Raw genomic sequence first — 14,186 nt, 5'->3', positions numbered from 1 at the left:
CGGCGTTCAGCAAATGACGGCGGTCCGCACGAGCCCCCCGAAACGGCCCACCGTCAGGACGTCCAAAAGCCCCCGATACCTCTCCAGGTCGGGGGCTTTTCTTATGCGGGCCCGAGAACCGGGCCGGACCGAGGGCCCGATCAGGTCGACTGGGTGGTGTCCGGCAGACCCAGAATGCGCTTGGAGATGATGTTGTTCTGGACCTCGGCCGAGCCGCCGTAGATCGACATCGCCTTGCCGAAGAGCCAGCTGCGCACCGCCTCGATCTCGTCCTTGTCGAACGAGGCGCCGCCCCATCCCAGGCCCTGATGCCCCATGATCTCCAGCGTCAGCTCCGCGCGCGTCTGGGCGACGCCGGTGGCCGAGTTCTTGAGCACTGAGGCGGCGTTGCCGGGCGAGTTGGAGTTCTTCGCCTCGGCCGCGGCGCGGGCCAGGGTCAGGTTGTGGACGCGGCTGTCCATCTGGTGGCGGATGACGCGGGTGCGCAGGTCCGGATCGGCGATACGGCCCTTCTCGTCCAGCTCCACGTACTTCTTGGCCATCTCGTGCAGCGGAACCTGCTTGCCGCCGAAGCCGGCGCCGGTCTGGCTGGCGCGCTCGTGCTGCAGCAGGCGCTTGCCCACCGTCCAGCCCTCGTTGAGGCGGCCGAGCAGCGCTTCCTTCGGCGCGGTGGCGTCGGTGAAGAAGGTCTCGCAGAACGGGCTGTCGCCGGCGATCAGCGGGATCGGCCGCGTCTCGACGCCCTTCTGGTGCATGTCGAGCAGGATGAAGCTGATGCCCTCGTGCTTCTTGGCCGTCGGATCGGTCCGCACCAGGCAGCCGCACCAGTCGGACCACTGGGCGCCCGAGGTCCAGATCTTGGAGCCGTTGATCAGCCAGTGGTCGCCCTTGTCCTCGCACTTGGTCTGCAGGCTGGCTAGGTCAGAGCCGGCGTTGGGTTCCGAGTAGCCGACGCACCAGCGCACCTCACCCCTCACGATCGGCGGAATGTGCTTCTTCTTCTGCTCCTCGGTGCCGTAATCGAGGATCGTCGGCCCGATCATCGTCACGCCCATGCCGAAGGTCAGCGGGTTGAAGGCGCCGGCCTTCGTCATCTCTTGCTGCAGGATGCGCGACTGCGGCACGGTGAGCCCGCCCCCGCCATACTCCTTCGGCCAGGTCGGCGTGCCCCAGCCCTTCTCGCCCATGGCCTTCTTCCAGGCCTGGTAGTCGGGGTCGCTCGGGCCCACGCCTTCGCCCTGGGCCAGATAGGCCTTGCCCTTCAGCGAAGACGGGAAGTTCTGCTTCAGCCAGGCGGCCGCCTCGGCCCGGAACGCCTCGAGCTCCGTGTCCGCTCCGAAATCCGCCATGACCAATCCTCCGAAAATAATCCGCTCAAAATCGGGGGCACTTTAGGCAAGCCGGCGAACGGAACAAGAATGACGCGAGGGCAGGTGTGCAAGCTTGTCACGCGGTTGAAACCGAACCCGCTCGCCTGGCGTTGGGCCAGGGCGGCCCAAAATGGGCCGAATTCAACCGAGCGGCCATGCAGAGGTCCTACGCCTTTCACCTGTTCGACCAGGGCGGCGAGCATCGCGGCGTCGTGAGCACCCCGCTCGCCTCGGACGTCGAGGCCCGCCGCACGGCCCATCGGCTGCTCGAGGAAAGCACACTCCGGCGCGTCGCCGTCGTCTGCGACGGCGTCACCGTCTTCACCCTTCAGCGCAGCTGAGGCCTGAGCTCGTCCGTCAGCCGCGCGCGGATGGTGCAGCTCACCCCCTCCGGCAGGTACTCGAGCGTCACGGCTCCAGAGAGTTCCCGCGCCAGGCCCTGCTTGAGCAGGCGCGATCCGAATCCCTGCCGCGTCGGCGGCGTCACTGGCGGCCCGCCGGACTCGCGCCAGGTGAGCATCAGCTCGCCATCGGCCCCGATCCGCCAGGCCACCGAAACGCGCCCGGCAGGAACCGAGAGCGCGCCGTATTTCACCGCATTGGTGGCCAGCTCGTGCAGCGCCATCCCGATGGCCAGGGCGGACTGCGGATTGAGCCGAACGGAGGGACCGGCGACCTCGAACCGATCCGCGCCGGGCCCGGCGAACGGGCGCAGGCTTTCGGTGACGATCTCGCGCAGGTCGGCGCCGCGCCAATGCTCCCGGGTCAGCACGTCGTGCGACCGCGACAGCGCCACCAGCCGCTCGACGAAGGCGTGGTAGGCGGCCTGCGGGTCCCCGGTGCTCCGCCGGGTCTGGGCGGCGATCGATTGAACCGTGGCCAGGGTGTTCTTCACCCGATGGTTCAACTCGTTGATCAGCAGCCGCTGCTGTTCCTCCGCGCGACGCTGCTCGGTGACGTCGTCGAACACGCCCACGGCGCGCGGGCCGCTCTCGCCTTCCACCACGTCGCTCAGGCTCACCACCGTCTTGCGCGTCCCGTCGGGCAAGCGGATCGGGTATTCGATCTCCATCCGCTTGCGGGCCTCGATGGAAGTCGCGGCGGCCGCCCGCACCTTCGGCAGCCACTCGGGTTCGATGCGCGCGAACACCTCCTCGGCGTCCACCTCGTCGCCGGGCGGCAGGCCGAAGATCTCCCGCGCCCGTTCGTCGAGGGTGACGACGCCGCTGGCCGTGTTCCAGTCGAACGCGCCGAGCCGCGCCACCGCCAGGGCGACGCTCAGTCGTCCCTCGCTCTCGCGCAGCGCCGCCTCGCCGCGGGCGCGTTCGGTGACATCCGTCGCCAGGATGAAGATCCCGGTGACGTTGTGCTCCCGATCGGCGATCGGCTGCAGGATCACGTCCATCAGCCTTATCCGCGGGGGGCCATCGCCATCGGCGGTCGGCACCGGGAGGCTTTTGCCGCTGAACGTCTCGCCCGTGGCGTAGACTTGGTCGAGCAGCGCCACGAGCGGCTCACTGACGATCGGCGCCTGAACCTCGCGCAGCGTCCGTCCGACCACATCCTCCCGCCCTAGCAACCGCCGGTGCGCGGCGTTGGACAGGACGTAGCGGTGATCGGGCCCCTCCATGAGAGTGATGATCACCGGCGCCTGTTCGAACATCTGCGCCAGTCGCTCGCGCTCGGCGGCCATACGGCGCTCGGACAGCACCCGATCGGTGGTCTCGACGACCACGGCGATCACGCCCTCCGGCCGGCCGGTCTCGCCGTACACCGGCGAATAGTCGAGGTTCATCCAGACCTGCTCGGGCGCGCCGCGGCGATACAGCGTCAGCTCCTGGTCCTTGTAGGCGAGGGTGCCGCCGGCAAGGCCCACGCGCATGACGTTGTCGTTGAAGTCGGCCACCTCGGGCCAGCCTTCGCGCACCTTCGACCCGAGCAACGCCGGGTGTCGGGCCGCCGCGAACACCGAATACGCGTCGTTGTAGAGCATCACCCCGTCCTCGCCCCACAGCAGCACGATGGGCACGGGGGAATGCAGCAGGATGCTGACGGTGGTCTTCAGGCTCTGCGGCCAGCTCTCGATCGGGCCGATGCTGGTCTGCGACCAGTCGAACGCGGAGATCAGTCGTCCGGTCTCCCCGCCGCCGATCAGGAAGGCCGACCCGTTCGCCGGCGCTCTGACCTCCACGACGTCGCCGTCGACCCGGCCCATCTCCCCTCCCCTTTACTGGCGCGCTGGTCGCGCCGTCTCACGCCCGCGCAGCGATGCGGGGGCGTTCCCGGTTAAATGCCGCGACGGCGCCGCTGGTTCATTCGCAAGCCGCGCAAGGCGGGCCCACCCGTGGCCGCGGTGAGCGTCAGACGCAATTTCGGAAGATGGTCAAATCCTATCGAAAACGCGCGCGTCGGTCAAGAACAAATTGGGAACATCGCACTACTCGGCCGCGGCCTGACTGGCGAAAGGGCCGTCCGCGGCCGGAAGCTTGGCGCGCATGCAGCAGACCAGCCCTTCCGGCCGATAGTCGACGCTCACCTTTCCGTTCAGCTCGCTGGCCAGCCCGCGTTCGAGCAGGCGCGAGCCGAACCCGCGCTTGGCTGGCGGCGTCACCGGCGGGCCGTCGCTCTCGCTCCAGATGAACTCCAGGTCCATCAGGCCTTCGCCGTCCGGCCGCAGGGTCCAGCGAAGAGAGACCTTGCCGTCGCCGACGCTGAGCGCGCCGTATTTGGCCGCATTGGTCGCCAGTTCGTGCAGGGCCATGGCCAAGGCCAGGGCCCGCTGCGGCTCCAGCCACACCGGCGGGCCGCCCATGCGGAAACGGCCGCCCCCCTCTGGATCTTCGAAGGGTCGCACCGCGCCTTCGGCCACGGCGCGCAGCTCCGCGCCTTCCCAGCGCTCCTCGGTCAGCACGTCGTGGGCGCGCGACAGGGCGAGGATCCGTTCGATGAAGCTCTCGTAGCTCGCCGCCGGATCGGTTGCCGTGCGCCGCGTCTGGGCGGCGATCGACTGCACCGTAGCGAGGGTGTTCTTCACCCGATGGTTCAGCTCGTTGATCAGCAGCCGCTGATGCTCCTCGGCGCGCACCCGGTCGGACACTTCGCGCTCCAGGGCGGCGGTCTCCAGCCGGAGCCGCCGCTCGCTCTTGGCCAGCTGCTCGCTCATCCGGCGCTCGTCGGCCACCGCCGCGAGCAGCAAGGTCGTGATCCCGCTCGCCGCGAGGAACTGCTGGGCCATCAGCACCCGCCGCGCTGCGTCCTCCGCCACCCCCGCCTGGGGCCAGATCCCCTTGCTGGCCGCCCAGATGGCGATCGCCGCGACCGGCGCCATGACCAGGCTCGCCCCCTGGACGTTGAAGGCCAGGGCCGCCCAGACCAGCACTGGGAACAGCTGCCAGCTGCCGATCGGCTGTTCCGTCGGCTGCAGGAAGACGTGCGCCGTCACCAGCACCACCGCCGAGGCGCAGACGAGAAGGTGAAACGCGCGTCCCGGCGCCATCCGACGGTCAGCTGTCCGCGAGAAGGTCAGGGCCAGCGGCGCGATCAGCAGGACCCCGCCGAAGTAGCCGAAGATCCAGTTCTCGGCGATCGCCGGCAACCGCGCGCCCGGGGTCCCGCTTGCCCAGAAGACGATGAGCGCCAGAGCTGAGATGAGAGCGCCGAGGAGACCGCCGCCAAGGATCAGCCAGGCCATGTCCCGCAGCGAGCCGAGCCTCGGGTCGAGGCCACCGCGACGCTGGATGAAGATCGTGGGGACGACGCCGCCCAGGGTGGAGGCGCCGGCCACGAGCAGGTCGGCCCATAAGGGCTGGGGTGAATGGGTCACCAGCGCGACGCTCACCCGCCCCAGGAACACCGCCGGCCATAGCTGTGGGCCGCCGAGGATCATGCTTGCGAACGCCACGCCCGCCGCCGGCCAGATGGGACTGCCGCCGCCCGGAGTCACGGCCCAGCGCAGGCCGATCAGCGCCGCCATCGTGTAGATGACATAGAGCGCCACCAGCCGGCCGACGTCTTCGGCGCGCGGGATCAGGTCTCTCGGGCGCGGGATCGGCAAGGCGCCATCCTTCCAGGTCGCGCCGGCAAGGCGCAGCCACACATTTGCACGCAAGTTCGATCGGCCGCCTAGCCCCCAGCGCGCCCGGTCGAGCTTGTCGCACCCGGCCTGGAACAAAGCTGCGCCATGCCCGTTTAGCGGTCGGAGGGAGGGCGCGTATGGCCACACATCTGACTGCCGACGACTTCGAGCGGGAGTTGCTCGACGCCGTTCCGTTCATGCGCGCCTTCGGCCGCACCCTGACCGGCGACATCGAACAGGCAGAGGATCTCGCTCAGGAGACCGTCCTCCAGGCCTGGCGCTGCCGCGATCAGTTCCGTCCCGGGACAAACCTGCGGGCCTGGCTCTCCACGATCCTGCGGAACCGCTTCTACTCCAGCCAGCGCCGCCGCAAGTGGCGCGCCGAGTACGACCAGGAGATCATCGAGCGCACCCTCGTCGCGCCGGACGATCCCTCGGCCAACGTCGAGTTGGAGGATGTCCGCCGGGCGCTCTCCATGCTGCCCGAGTTCCAGCGCGAGGCCCTGATCCTCGTCGGCGCCGGCGGCATGGGCTACGAGGAAGTGGCCCAGATCATGGGTTGCCCGGTCGGCACGGTGAAGAGCCGCGTCCGCCGCGCCCGTGATGAGCTGCAGTCGATCCTCTTCGAGGGCCGCGCCGCCGAGGCTCCCCGCGGGCCGGGCGCCCTGGTCGGTCTCGTGGGCGACTTCGACCAGATCCGCGCCGCCGCCGTCGCCTGATCTTCTCCTACTGGGTTCTCGCCTTGGCCACGTCGGACGGCTTCGCCCGCCCGTCGGCCCCGCCGAAGTGCGTCACCACATAGTTCGTCACCGCCGCGATCTCGGCGTTGGAATAGTCTGCGCCGAACGAGGGCATGAAGGCGTGGCCCTGGGGCGCCGTCACCGATGAGCCGTGCAGCACCGTCTGCATCACGTTCACTCCCTTCGGATCGGCGACCGCAGGCAAGCCGGCCAGCGCCGCCATGGGCGTCTCCTGGCCCTGCCCGTTCCAGGCGTGGCAGCTGGCGCAGGCGCCTTCGAACACCTTGCGCCCCGCCGCGTCGGCGGTCTCGCTCACCGGCGGCCCCGTCAGCGTCGAGCCCGAGAGCGAGGGCGGCGCGGCTCCGGCCGCCGGACCGCGGCTGCTCGCCGGCACGGACTTCAGGTAGACGGCCATGGCCCTGAGATCCGCGTCGGTCAGCTTGGAGAGGCTGAAGTCGATCGCCTCCTTCATCGGCCCGTTGGCCGCGCCCTTGCCGGGCGCGTAGCCGTAGCGGAAGTAGCCGGCCAGGTCGTCGACCGACCAGGCGCCGACGCCGTGGTGCGGATCCGAGGTTATGTTCCAGGCCGTCCAGCCCTGCATCGTTTCGCCCGACAGCGCCTGGCTGGTCTTGAGGCCGTACATCATGTTGCGCGGCGTGTGGCACTCGCCGCAGTGGCCGAGCGCCGTCACCAGATAGGCCCCGCGGTTCCAGTCCGCCGGTTTCGAGGCGTCGCTGCGGAAGCCGTCGCGCGGCATGAACAGCAGCTTCCAGAAGCGCATCAGGGGCCGCTGGTCGAACGGGAACGACAGGGCGTTCGGCCGGTTCTGGACCCGCACCGCCGGCAGGCTCGCCAGATAGGCCTTCACCGCCAGGACATCTCCCTCGGTCATGCGGTGATAGGAGGTGTAGGGGAACGCCGGATAGAACTCCTCGCCGCCTCGCCCGACGCCCTCGTGCATGGCCCGCAGGAACTCCCCGTCCGACCAGGCGCCGATCCCGGTGGCGCGGTCGGAGGTGATGTTCGGCGAATAGATGGTGCCGAACGGCAGGCGGAACGCCCGCCCGCCGGCGAAGGGCTGTCCCCCAGGCGCGGTGTGGCAGGCAACGCAGTCGGCGGCCGTGGCGATGTACTGGCCGCGCGCCACCAGGTCCGGCGTCACCGGCGCCGCCGCCACCGCCTTTGCCGGGCCCGCCGGCCAGAACACGAACGCCGCCGCCGCGGCGATCCCGATCAGCACCAGCCCCGCGACGACGCCGAGGAGGCGCCTCACCGCCCATCCTCCGCGGCGCGGTCGAGCCAGGCCTTCGCCGCGGCCGCCGCGGCCACGCCCACGGGTGCGATCACCGCGGCGCGCTCGGCGCGGGCGCCCTTCTTCAGCAGCCCGTGGTCGATCGGCAACTCGCGGATCCGCACCCCCGTCGCCGCGAAGACGGCGTTGGTCAGCGCCGGGGCGGCCGCCGTGGTGCCGGTCTCTCCGATGCCGCCGGGCGGGTTGTTGGTCGGCATGTGGATCACCTGGATCGGTGGCGTCTCGTTGATCCGCAGCATCCGGTAGTCGTTGTAGTTGGCCTGCTGGACCCGGCCGTTCTCGAGGGTGATCCCCTGCCAGAGCGCCGCCGTCAGCCCGAAGATGATGCCGCCCTCGATTTGCTGCTTCACCAGGTTCGGATTGACCGTCAGCCCGCAGTCCACCGCCGCCGTGATCCGCCGCAGCGCGATGTCACCCTCGTCGGAGACACCGGCCTCCAGCACCACGGCGAGATAGCTGCCGAACGACTTCTGGATGATCACGCCGCGGCCGCACCGCGCCGGCAGGGCCGAGCCCCAGCCCGCTACATCGGCGGCGCGGTCCAGCACTGCCCGCGCCCGAGGCACGTTGCGCAGGAGGTCTCGGCGGTAGGCCAGCGGATCCTTGCCCGCTGCATGGGCCAGCTCGTCCACGAAGCTCTCGACGCAGAAGATGGTGTGGGTCGGCCCGACTCCGCGCCACCAGGAGACGACCACCCCCGGCGGCGGCCGCCACTGGACATAGTCCACCAGCATGTTCGGGAAGCCGCCGTAGACGGGATCCTCCGCCTCCTCGACCGCGTCCGGGTCGACGCCGTTCGGGCGCATGCCCGCCGGCGCGTAGCGGGCAGTCACCGATGCGGCGGTGATCCGGTGCCGCCACGAGACAGGGCGGCCGTCGGCGTCCAGGCCCGCCGACATCCGGTCGACGTACATCGGCCGGTAGTTGTCGTGCTGCATGTCCTCTTCGCGGGTCCAGACCATCTTGACCGGCCAGGGGCACTGCTTGGCGATGGCGCAGGCCTGCTCGACGTAGTCGGTCTCAAGCTTGCGGCCATAGGCGCCGCCGATCAGCTGGTTGTGGAGCACCACCGCATCGGGCGCGCAGCCGATCACCTTCGCGGCCGCCGCCTGGGCGCGGGTCGGCACCTGAGTGCCGCACCAGATCTGCGCCCCCCCGCCCGTGACGTGCACGACCGCCGCCTGCGGCTCCATCGGGGCATGGCAGAGGAACGGCTGGCGATAGACCGCCTCGAACTGCTTCTTGGCGTTCTTGAAAGTCCCGGCGACGTCGCCCTTCTGCACGGCCACCGCGCCAGGTCCCGCCCTGGAGGCGCGGTCGAGGTCCGCCCAAAGCGCTGTCGACGAGAGCTTGGCGTTGGGTCCCGGATTCCAGGTGATCTTGCAGGCGTCGAGCCCTGTCTTCGCGGCCCAGAAGTGCTCGGCGACCACGGCCACGGCGTTGTCGAGCCGCACGACCTGCAATACGCCGGGAACCGCCCGAGCGGCGCTGTCGTCCACGCTCGCCAGCCGCCCGCCCAGCACCGGACAGGCCGATACAGTCGCGAACTTCATGCCCGGGACGATGATGTCGATGCCGTAGATCGCCGTGCCATTCACCTTGGCCGGCGTGTCGATCCTCTGAAGCTGCTTGCCGAGCAGCTTGAACTGGCTCGGATCCTTCAGCGCGACCTGCGCCGGTTTGGGCAGCCGCGAGGCGGCGTTCACCACCTGGCCATAGCTGACCGACCGCCCGGTCGGCGGATGGACCACGCTCGCGCGCTCGGCCCGGCACTCGGCCGGATCCACGCCCCAGCCCTGCGCCGCGGCCTGGATCAGCAGCGTGCGCGCCGCCGCGCCGGCCTGGCGCAGCGGGCCCCAAGCCCCGCGTATCGAGGTCGAGCCGCCGGTCCCCTGGAACTGCAGCAGAGGCTGTTTGTAGAGCTCCTCGTTCGGGGGCGCCGGGACCACGCTCACCTGGTCGAGCCCGACCTCCAGCTCCTCGGCGATCAGCATGGTCTCGCCGGTGTAGACTCCCTGCCCCATCTCGACGTTCGGGATGATCAGGGTGACCTTGTTGTCAGGACTGATGCGGATCCAGGCGTCGGGCCGAAAGCCGACGAAGCCCGCGCCGGCCACGTCGTTGACCTCGGCGTTGGAGACCGGCTGCGGGCCGGCGTTGTTGACCCGCTGGTCGGTGGAGCGCGCGTGCGCCTTCACCGCCGCGAAGGCGAAGCCCAGCACCAGTCCGCCGCCCAGCAGCACGCGGCGGCGGTCCGTGGTCAGCTCGACCTCGCGGGTTTCGACGATCGGACCGGCCTGCAGGCTCATGCCTTGGCCGCCCGCTTGATGGCCTCGCGGATGCGCGGATACGTCCCGCAGCGACAGATGTTGCCGCTCATGGCGACATCGATGTCGGCGTCCGACGGGTTCGGATTGCGCGCCAGCAGGGCCGCCGCGCTCATCACCTGGCCCGACTGGCAGTAGCCGCACTGGACGACCTCGACCTCGAGCCAGGCCTTCTGGGCCTTCGCTCCCGCCGGCGTCTGTCCGACCGCCTCCACTGTCGTGATCTGCCCCGGCCCGACGGCCGAGGCCGGCAGAACGCAGCTGCGAACCGGCCGGCCGTCCACATGGACCGTACAGGCGCCGCACTGGGCGATGCCGCAGCCGTACTTGGTTCCGGTCAGGCCGAAGACGTCGCGCAGCACCCAGAGCAGCGGCATCTCCGGCGGCACGTCCGCCTCGCGGACCTGACCATTGACGTTCAAGGCGATGCGCACGCGACCGCGCTCCCTGGTCCCTCCAGGTTCAATCCGCGGCAGGGGCCAATAGTTGCCTGAGCCGCCTGCAAAGCGCCGCGCGCTCTTGCCTTCCCCACCGTCGCCGCCCCAGGCTGGGCTCAACCAGAAGCAAAGAGACAAGGGAGGCTGCCGCCATGGCGATCGATTTCGAGATCCCCGAAGAGGCGAAGAAGATCCGACTGAAGGTCCGCGAGTGGGTGCAGAAGGAATGCATCCCGGCCGAGGGCCGCATCAAGGACGAAGCTTCCTACAAGTCGGTGCTGGCCGAGCTGCGGTCCAAGGCCCGCGCCCAGGGCCTGTGGCTGCCCTTCGTGCCCAAGGAATACGGCGGCATGGGCCTTGGCCCGCTCGCCAACGCCCTCGTCCAGATGGAACTCGGCATGAGCCACCTGGGCGCGCTCTCGATGAACAGCCAGGGGCCGGACGACGCCACCATCCTGACCCTGCTCGCGCATGGCACGGACCATCAGAAGGAGAAGTACCTCAAGCCGCTGCTGAACGGCGAGATGCGCGTCTGCTACTCCATGACCGAGAAGGCCGCCGGCGCCGACGCCACCGGCATGCAGACCCGGGCGGTGAAGAAGGGCAACGACGCCTACGTCCTGAACGGCGAGAAGTGGTTCTCATCGGCCGCCAGCGCCGCCGACCTCGCCGTGGTCATGGCCATGACCGACCCCGACGCGCCGCGCCACCAGCGCTACTCCACCTTCATCGTCGAGCTGCCGAACCCCGGCTACAAGATCAAGCGCGACATCCAGACCATGGCTGTCGAAGGCCCCCTGTCGCACATCATGGGTGGCGGCCACTCCGAGATCGAGATCAAGGACCTCGAGGTCCCGGCGGAGAACCTCCTCGGCGGCGAGGGCCGCGGCTTCGACATGGGCCAGCACCGCCTGGCCTACGGCCGCCTGCGCCACGGCATGCACAACATCGCCCTCGCGCAGCGCGCCCTCGACATGGCCGCCGAGCACGTCACCAAGCGCTCCACCTTCGGCCAGCTCCTGGCCGACCGCCAGGCGGTGCAGTTCATGCTCGCCGAGTGCGCCAGCCAGCTCTACATCGCCCGCCTGATGCTGCTGCACATCGCCTTCAAGGCGGAGAAGGGCATGGACCTGCGGCAGGAGAACTCCATCGCCAAGGTCTACCTGGCCCACATGGTTCACCACGTGGTCGACACCGCCATCCAGCTCCACGGCGCCCTTGGCTACAGCCGCGATACCCCGCTCGCCGCCTGGTACACCCATATCCGCTCCCAGCGCCTGGTCGACGGCCCCGACGAGGTCCACCGCTGGACCGTCGGCCGCAACGTCATCAAGGCGTTCAAGGAACACGGCACGACCGCCGGCGCCGCGGGCGGGGATTTGTTGTAGGCCGCCTTAGCTTCCCGACCAGTCGTCCCGCACCAACTTGGGCGGGAGCCCGCGGGAGAACGAGAACCGCTCGATGGCCGCGCCGTCGCGCGGATCGCCGGCGACGGAGAGCTGCAGGATCTTCCACACCGATCCGAGCGCCGTCACCGCCGTCGGCAGCGCCTCCGCCGGCGCATAACCCGAGCCGCTGAAGTCAGTACGCCGCTCCGGCGAGGTCGTCTCTCCGAAGTGCCCGACCCGCTGGAACGCCGGCAGCGCGCGATCTTCGTCAGTGAGCTCAACATCGTCCGGAATGGCCGAATTCCAAAAGGTCACCGTCTTCGACGCAAGGCCGATGGCGAGACGATCCGCCCCTGAACTTCGATGGACGCGGTATGGAGAAGCCACCCTTTGTGCAGCTGCGACTTCGGCGTCGAGGCGCTGGGCATGCCAACGGACATGTGCCAGTCCCAGTCCGTGATCTCGACGACGATCCGCCCACCCCAGTCATCAGCACCGCGCTGCTGGACGGTTCCGTTCTCATTCTCCGATACCGATGTGCTCTCCTACAGTCCGGGATCGCTCAAAACGAATGGCCCGTCAGAGGGGCAAGACTGGCGGGCGACGGGAGGCCGAGAAAGCCGCCAGGCTCGTCGATGTGGCCGAGCTTGCCGGCCTGCCACAGAGGCGAGCCATATAGTTCTCCGCTGACTAGGCAGATCGCCCGCCACAGCGCTTCGAGCCCGCTGTCTCCCTTCACATACCGATCGATCTCGATCGGACTGTCGATCTGAACACGGCAACGCCACCGGCCATCCTCTCCTAGACCTGGCGAATAGAGGCGGACCTGCATGGGGCTCCGCGGCTCCGTCACGAAATAGGTCTCCTCAACCAGAAGGTCCGCGGTCTCGGCATCGCCACTCGCCTCCTCCTCAACCTCCGCGCGGTGGTCCGTACCGCCAAGATCGAAAGGATAGGGCGCATCGTCCAGCAGGAGTGTGGGCGCGGCGAGGCCAAGATACCCCCCGTATTGACCCCGCCAGCCCAGACGGCCGGTCCTCCATAAGTCACTGCAGTAGAGGATGATGCCCAGCTTGTTCAGCCCAAGCACCAGCGCCTGGAGCGGCCCCTCCCCATAGGCGGGCCGATCAAAATCGATGGGAGGGCCTAACCGTACCCGGCAGGTCCAAGTGGACCTTTCCAGGGGAACGGGCGCAGACACCCTGGCGGACACCTTCTGCCGGGTGCTCGCCAGATCGAACCTTTCGTCGACCGCGAATCGTAATCGAACCATCGTGCGTCCGGGCTAGAGTTCCCGAACATTTAGAGAACATTTTCCCATGCCTCAATAGCGCTCTTGGCTCTGCCACTCTTCCGGTCGCACAAGCGGCGGGTCGTCCACGATCCTCCCATTGGAGCCAACCAACAAGGCAGGATCAATCGAGCCATAGGCCATTTTCTCTCTCCTCATCAAATTTCGTTGCTGGCCTCACGCCCCCGCCAGCAGGTCCAGCGCCACCACCAGCTGAGCCTCGAGCCTCAGCCCCTCCCGCTCCCCGCCGGCCGCCTCCCTCGGCGTCAGCTCGCGCCCGCAGACGAGGTCGCAGGCGGCGACCAGGGCCGGGTGGTCCGATAGCTGGCGGCGGTAGAGGGCGAGCTTGGCTTCCGCCGCCTGGCGGCGGCCGGCGCGGGCGATCAACGACGTCAGCGCCAGGCCGCCGCCGCCCATGCTCGGTTGGACCTCGAGCGTGGAGCCGATGGCCACTGTCGGCTGGGCGATGATGAAGGCGTCGCGATAGCGTAGGCCTGCGGCCTTCTGGTTCTCGGTGATGCGGCCCTTGCGGGCCAGCCAGTCGAGCCCGGGTTGGCGGCGGTAGGGCCGCTGCCGGTGGGCGGCGTCCTCGCCCTCCATCGTGAAGGCCGCCCCGCGGCGGCGTTCCAGGCCGAGCGTCTCCTCGACACCCTCCGCCACCGCCCTCGCCTCGGCGCGGCGGGCGTGAAGCTCGGCGCGGAGGCGTTCATCCATAGGCTTGCGGCCCTTCAGGGCCTTGTTCTTTCCCACCATTTCCGATCCTCAGGGCTCGCCGCGCACCGCGACAGCGTCGGCTAGGCGGTAGACGCTCTCGGCCGCCTTCTCGTCGCCCTCGATCACCACCAGGCCGGCGGCGGCGTGGGCCAGCAGCTCGCGCAGGAAGCCCGCCCGATCGCGCGGGCGCCGGCGGGCCAGTTCGCCCGCCACCACGCGGGCCGCCTCGTCGAAGGCCCGGCTCATCGGCCCCTCTCCTTCAGCACCGGGAAGCCACCTTCGCGCAGCACGTCGGCCACGTGGCGTCCGTTATTGGCGTAGGCGGGCTTCATGGGATCGGGGCCCCCGGCCTTGCGGCGCTGGAAGAGGCCCTCGAGCTTCTTCGCGCGCCTGGCCTCGACCGCCAGCTCGGCGGCGGCGCGCCAGGGCGGAGCGCCGCCGTGACGCAGGGCCGCATAGCCGGCGCTCGCGTCTACGCTGTTCTTTGTTTGTTCTCGCGACATGCGAGCGTTGTACATTCCATACAGCACTT

The 14,186-nt window shown here is 69.3% G+C and carries 14 protein-coding genes; 3 read left to right on the top strand and 11 right to left on the bottom strand.

All coding sequences use genetic code 11. The features are described from left to right. Positions 1-140: 140 nt before the first annotated feature. The gene (locus DJ017_RS10230; protein WP_111528625.1) at positions 141-1,349 is read right to left on the bottom strand and encodes an acyl-CoA dehydrogenase family protein; all 1,209 of its coding nucleotides are present in this window, start codon (positions 1,347-1,349) and stop codon (positions 141-143) included. Between the two features lie 176 nt (positions 1,350-1,525). Between DJ017_RS10230 and DJ017_RS10225 the strand changes: the two genes are divergently transcribed. Continuing rightward, positions 1,526-1,711 (top strand): hypothetical protein, encoded by a 186-nt coding sequence (locus DJ017_RS10225; protein ID WP_111528624.1) that lies wholly within the window; start codon positions 1,526-1,528, stop codon positions 1,709-1,711. Here DJ017_RS10225 and DJ017_RS10220 read toward each other — a convergent pair. Then, positions 1,699-3,585: a PAS domain-containing sensor histidine kinase gene (locus tag DJ017_RS10220; protein WP_111528623.1), complete on the bottom strand. Its 1,887-nt coding sequence runs from the start codon at positions 3,583-3,585 to the stop codon at positions 1,699-1,701. The genes DJ017_RS10225 and DJ017_RS10220 overlap by 13 nt on opposite strands. A 222-nt stretch (positions 3,586-3,807) precedes the next feature. Next, on the bottom strand, positions 3,808-5,466 hold the full coding sequence (locus DJ017_RS10215) for a sensor histidine kinase (RefSeq protein WP_111528622.1): 1,659 nt from the start codon (positions 5,464-5,466) through the stop codon (positions 3,808-3,810). Positions 5,467-5,582: 116 nt separating this feature from the next. Between DJ017_RS10215 and DJ017_RS10210 the strand changes: the two genes are divergently transcribed. Beyond that, positions 5,583-6,164, top strand: a complete 582-nt coding sequence (locus DJ017_RS10210) for a sigma-70 family RNA polymerase sigma factor (RefSeq protein ID WP_111528621.1) — start codon at positions 5,583-5,585, stop codon at positions 6,162-6,164. Positions 6,165-6,171: 7 nt separating this feature from the next. On the opposite strand, the gene DJ017_RS10205 is transcribed toward DJ017_RS10210, so the two are convergent. From DJ017_RS10205 to DJ017_RS10195, 3 genes are read right to left on the bottom strand one after another with little or no spacing between them, the layout of a single operon-like run. Then, complete coding sequence (locus DJ017_RS10205; protein ID WP_111528620.1) at positions 6,172-7,458, bottom strand: cytochrome c; 1,287 nt, start codon at positions 7,456-7,458, stop codon at positions 6,172-6,174. Beyond that, positions 7,455-9,806 (bottom strand): xanthine dehydrogenase family protein molybdopterin-binding subunit, encoded by a 2,352-nt coding sequence (locus DJ017_RS10200; RefSeq protein WP_111528619.1) that lies wholly within the window; start codon positions 9,804-9,806, stop codon positions 7,455-7,457. The genes DJ017_RS10205 and DJ017_RS10200 overlap by 4 nt, the downstream gene beginning before the upstream one ends. Continuing rightward, positions 9,803-10,258 (bottom strand): (2Fe-2S)-binding protein, encoded by a 456-nt coding sequence (locus DJ017_RS10195; RefSeq protein WP_111528618.1) that lies wholly within the window; start codon positions 10,256-10,258, stop codon positions 9,803-9,805. The genes DJ017_RS10200 and DJ017_RS10195 overlap by 4 nt, the downstream gene beginning before the upstream one ends. Positions 10,259-10,413: 155 nt before the next feature. On the opposite strand from DJ017_RS10195, the gene DJ017_RS10190 reads away from it, so the two are divergent. Beyond that, complete coding sequence (locus DJ017_RS10190) at positions 10,414-11,649, top strand: acyl-CoA dehydrogenase family protein (RefSeq protein WP_111528617.1); 1,236 nt, start codon at positions 10,414-10,416, stop codon at positions 11,647-11,649. A 6-nt stretch (positions 11,650-11,655) separates the two neighbouring features. On the opposite strand, the gene DJ017_RS10185 is transcribed toward DJ017_RS10190, so the two are convergent. The 5 genes from DJ017_RS10185 to DJ017_RS10165 all read right to left on the bottom strand — a co-directional run bounded on the left by DJ017_RS10185 (position 11,656) and on the right by DJ017_RS10165 (position 14,157). Then, positions 11,656-11,964 (bottom strand): hypothetical protein, encoded by a 309-nt coding sequence (locus tag DJ017_RS10185; RefSeq protein ID WP_111528616.1) that lies wholly within the window; start codon positions 11,962-11,964, stop codon positions 11,656-11,658. A gap of 247 nt (positions 11,965-12,211) precedes the next feature. Next, the gene (locus DJ017_RS10180) at positions 12,212-12,922 is read right to left on the bottom strand and encodes a DUF6968 family protein (protein WP_111528615.1); all 711 of its coding nucleotides are present in this window, start codon (positions 12,920-12,922) and stop codon (positions 12,212-12,214) included. A gap of 195 nt (positions 12,923-13,117) precedes the next feature. Further along, complete coding sequence (locus DJ017_RS10175) at positions 13,118-13,654, bottom strand: hypothetical protein (protein WP_133255435.1); 537 nt, start codon at positions 13,652-13,654, stop codon at positions 13,118-13,120. A 48-nt stretch (positions 13,655-13,702) separates the two neighbouring features. Further along, entirely contained in the window at positions 13,703-13,900 is a 198-nt protein-coding gene (locus DJ017_RS10170; RefSeq protein WP_111528613.1) for a hypothetical protein, read from the bottom strand. Then, positions 13,897-14,157, bottom strand: a complete 261-nt coding sequence (locus DJ017_RS10165) for a hypothetical protein (RefSeq protein ID WP_133255434.1) — start codon at positions 14,155-14,157, stop codon at positions 13,897-13,899. Before DJ017_RS10165 ends, DJ017_RS10170 begins: the two co-directional genes overlap by 4 nt. Positions 14,158-14,186 lie beyond the last annotated feature (29 nt).

Source organism: Phenylobacterium soli, assembly GCF_003254475.1.
In the GTDB taxonomy this organism is placed as follows: domain Bacteria; phylum Pseudomonadota; class Alphaproteobacteria; order Caulobacterales; family Caulobacteraceae; genus Phenylobacterium; species Phenylobacterium soli.
Note: the sequence above shows the minus strand (reverse complement) of the source record. Positions and strands in the feature narration are given on the sequence as shown.

Bases quoted from the DNA above. Each gene is read 5' to 3' on its own strand.
- DJ017_RS10180 (WP_111528615.1), bottom strand. From the start codon at position 12,922: ATGGTTCGATTACGATTCGCGGTCGACGAAAGGTTCGATCTGGCGAGC.
- DJ017_RS10230 (WP_111528625.1), bottom strand. From the start codon at position 1,349: ATGGCGGATTTCGGAGCGGACACGGAGCTCGAGGCGTTCCGGGCCGAG.
- DJ017_RS10175 (WP_133255435.1), bottom strand. From the start codon at position 13,654: ATGGATGAACGCCTCCGCGCCGAGCTTCACGCCCGCCGCGCCGAGGCG.
- DJ017_RS10190 (WP_111528617.1), top strand. From the start codon at position 10,414: ATGGCGATCGATTTCGAGATCCCCGAAGAGGCGAAGAAGATCCGACTG.
- DJ017_RS10170 (WP_111528613.1), bottom strand. From the start codon at position 13,900: ATGAGCCGGGCCTTCGACGAGGCGGCCCGCGTGGTGGCGGGCGAACTG.
- DJ017_RS10210 (WP_111528621.1), top strand. From the start codon at position 5,583: ATGGCCACACATCTGACTGCCGACGACTTCGAGCGGGAGTTGCTCGAC.
- DJ017_RS10220 (WP_111528623.1), bottom strand. From the start codon at position 3,585: ATGGGCCGGGTCGACGGCGACGTCGTGGAGGTCAGAGCGCCGGCGAAC.
- DJ017_RS10225 (WP_111528624.1), top strand. From the start codon at position 1,526: ATGCAGAGGTCCTACGCCTTTCACCTGTTCGACCAGGGCGGCGAGCAT.
- DJ017_RS10200 (WP_111528619.1), bottom strand. From the start codon at position 9,806: ATGAGCCTGCAGGCCGGTCCGATCGTCGAAACCCGCGAGGTCGAGCTG.
- DJ017_RS10165 (WP_133255434.1), bottom strand. From the start codon at position 14,157: ATGTCGCGAGAACAAACAAAGAACAGCGTAGACGCGAGCGCCGGCTAT.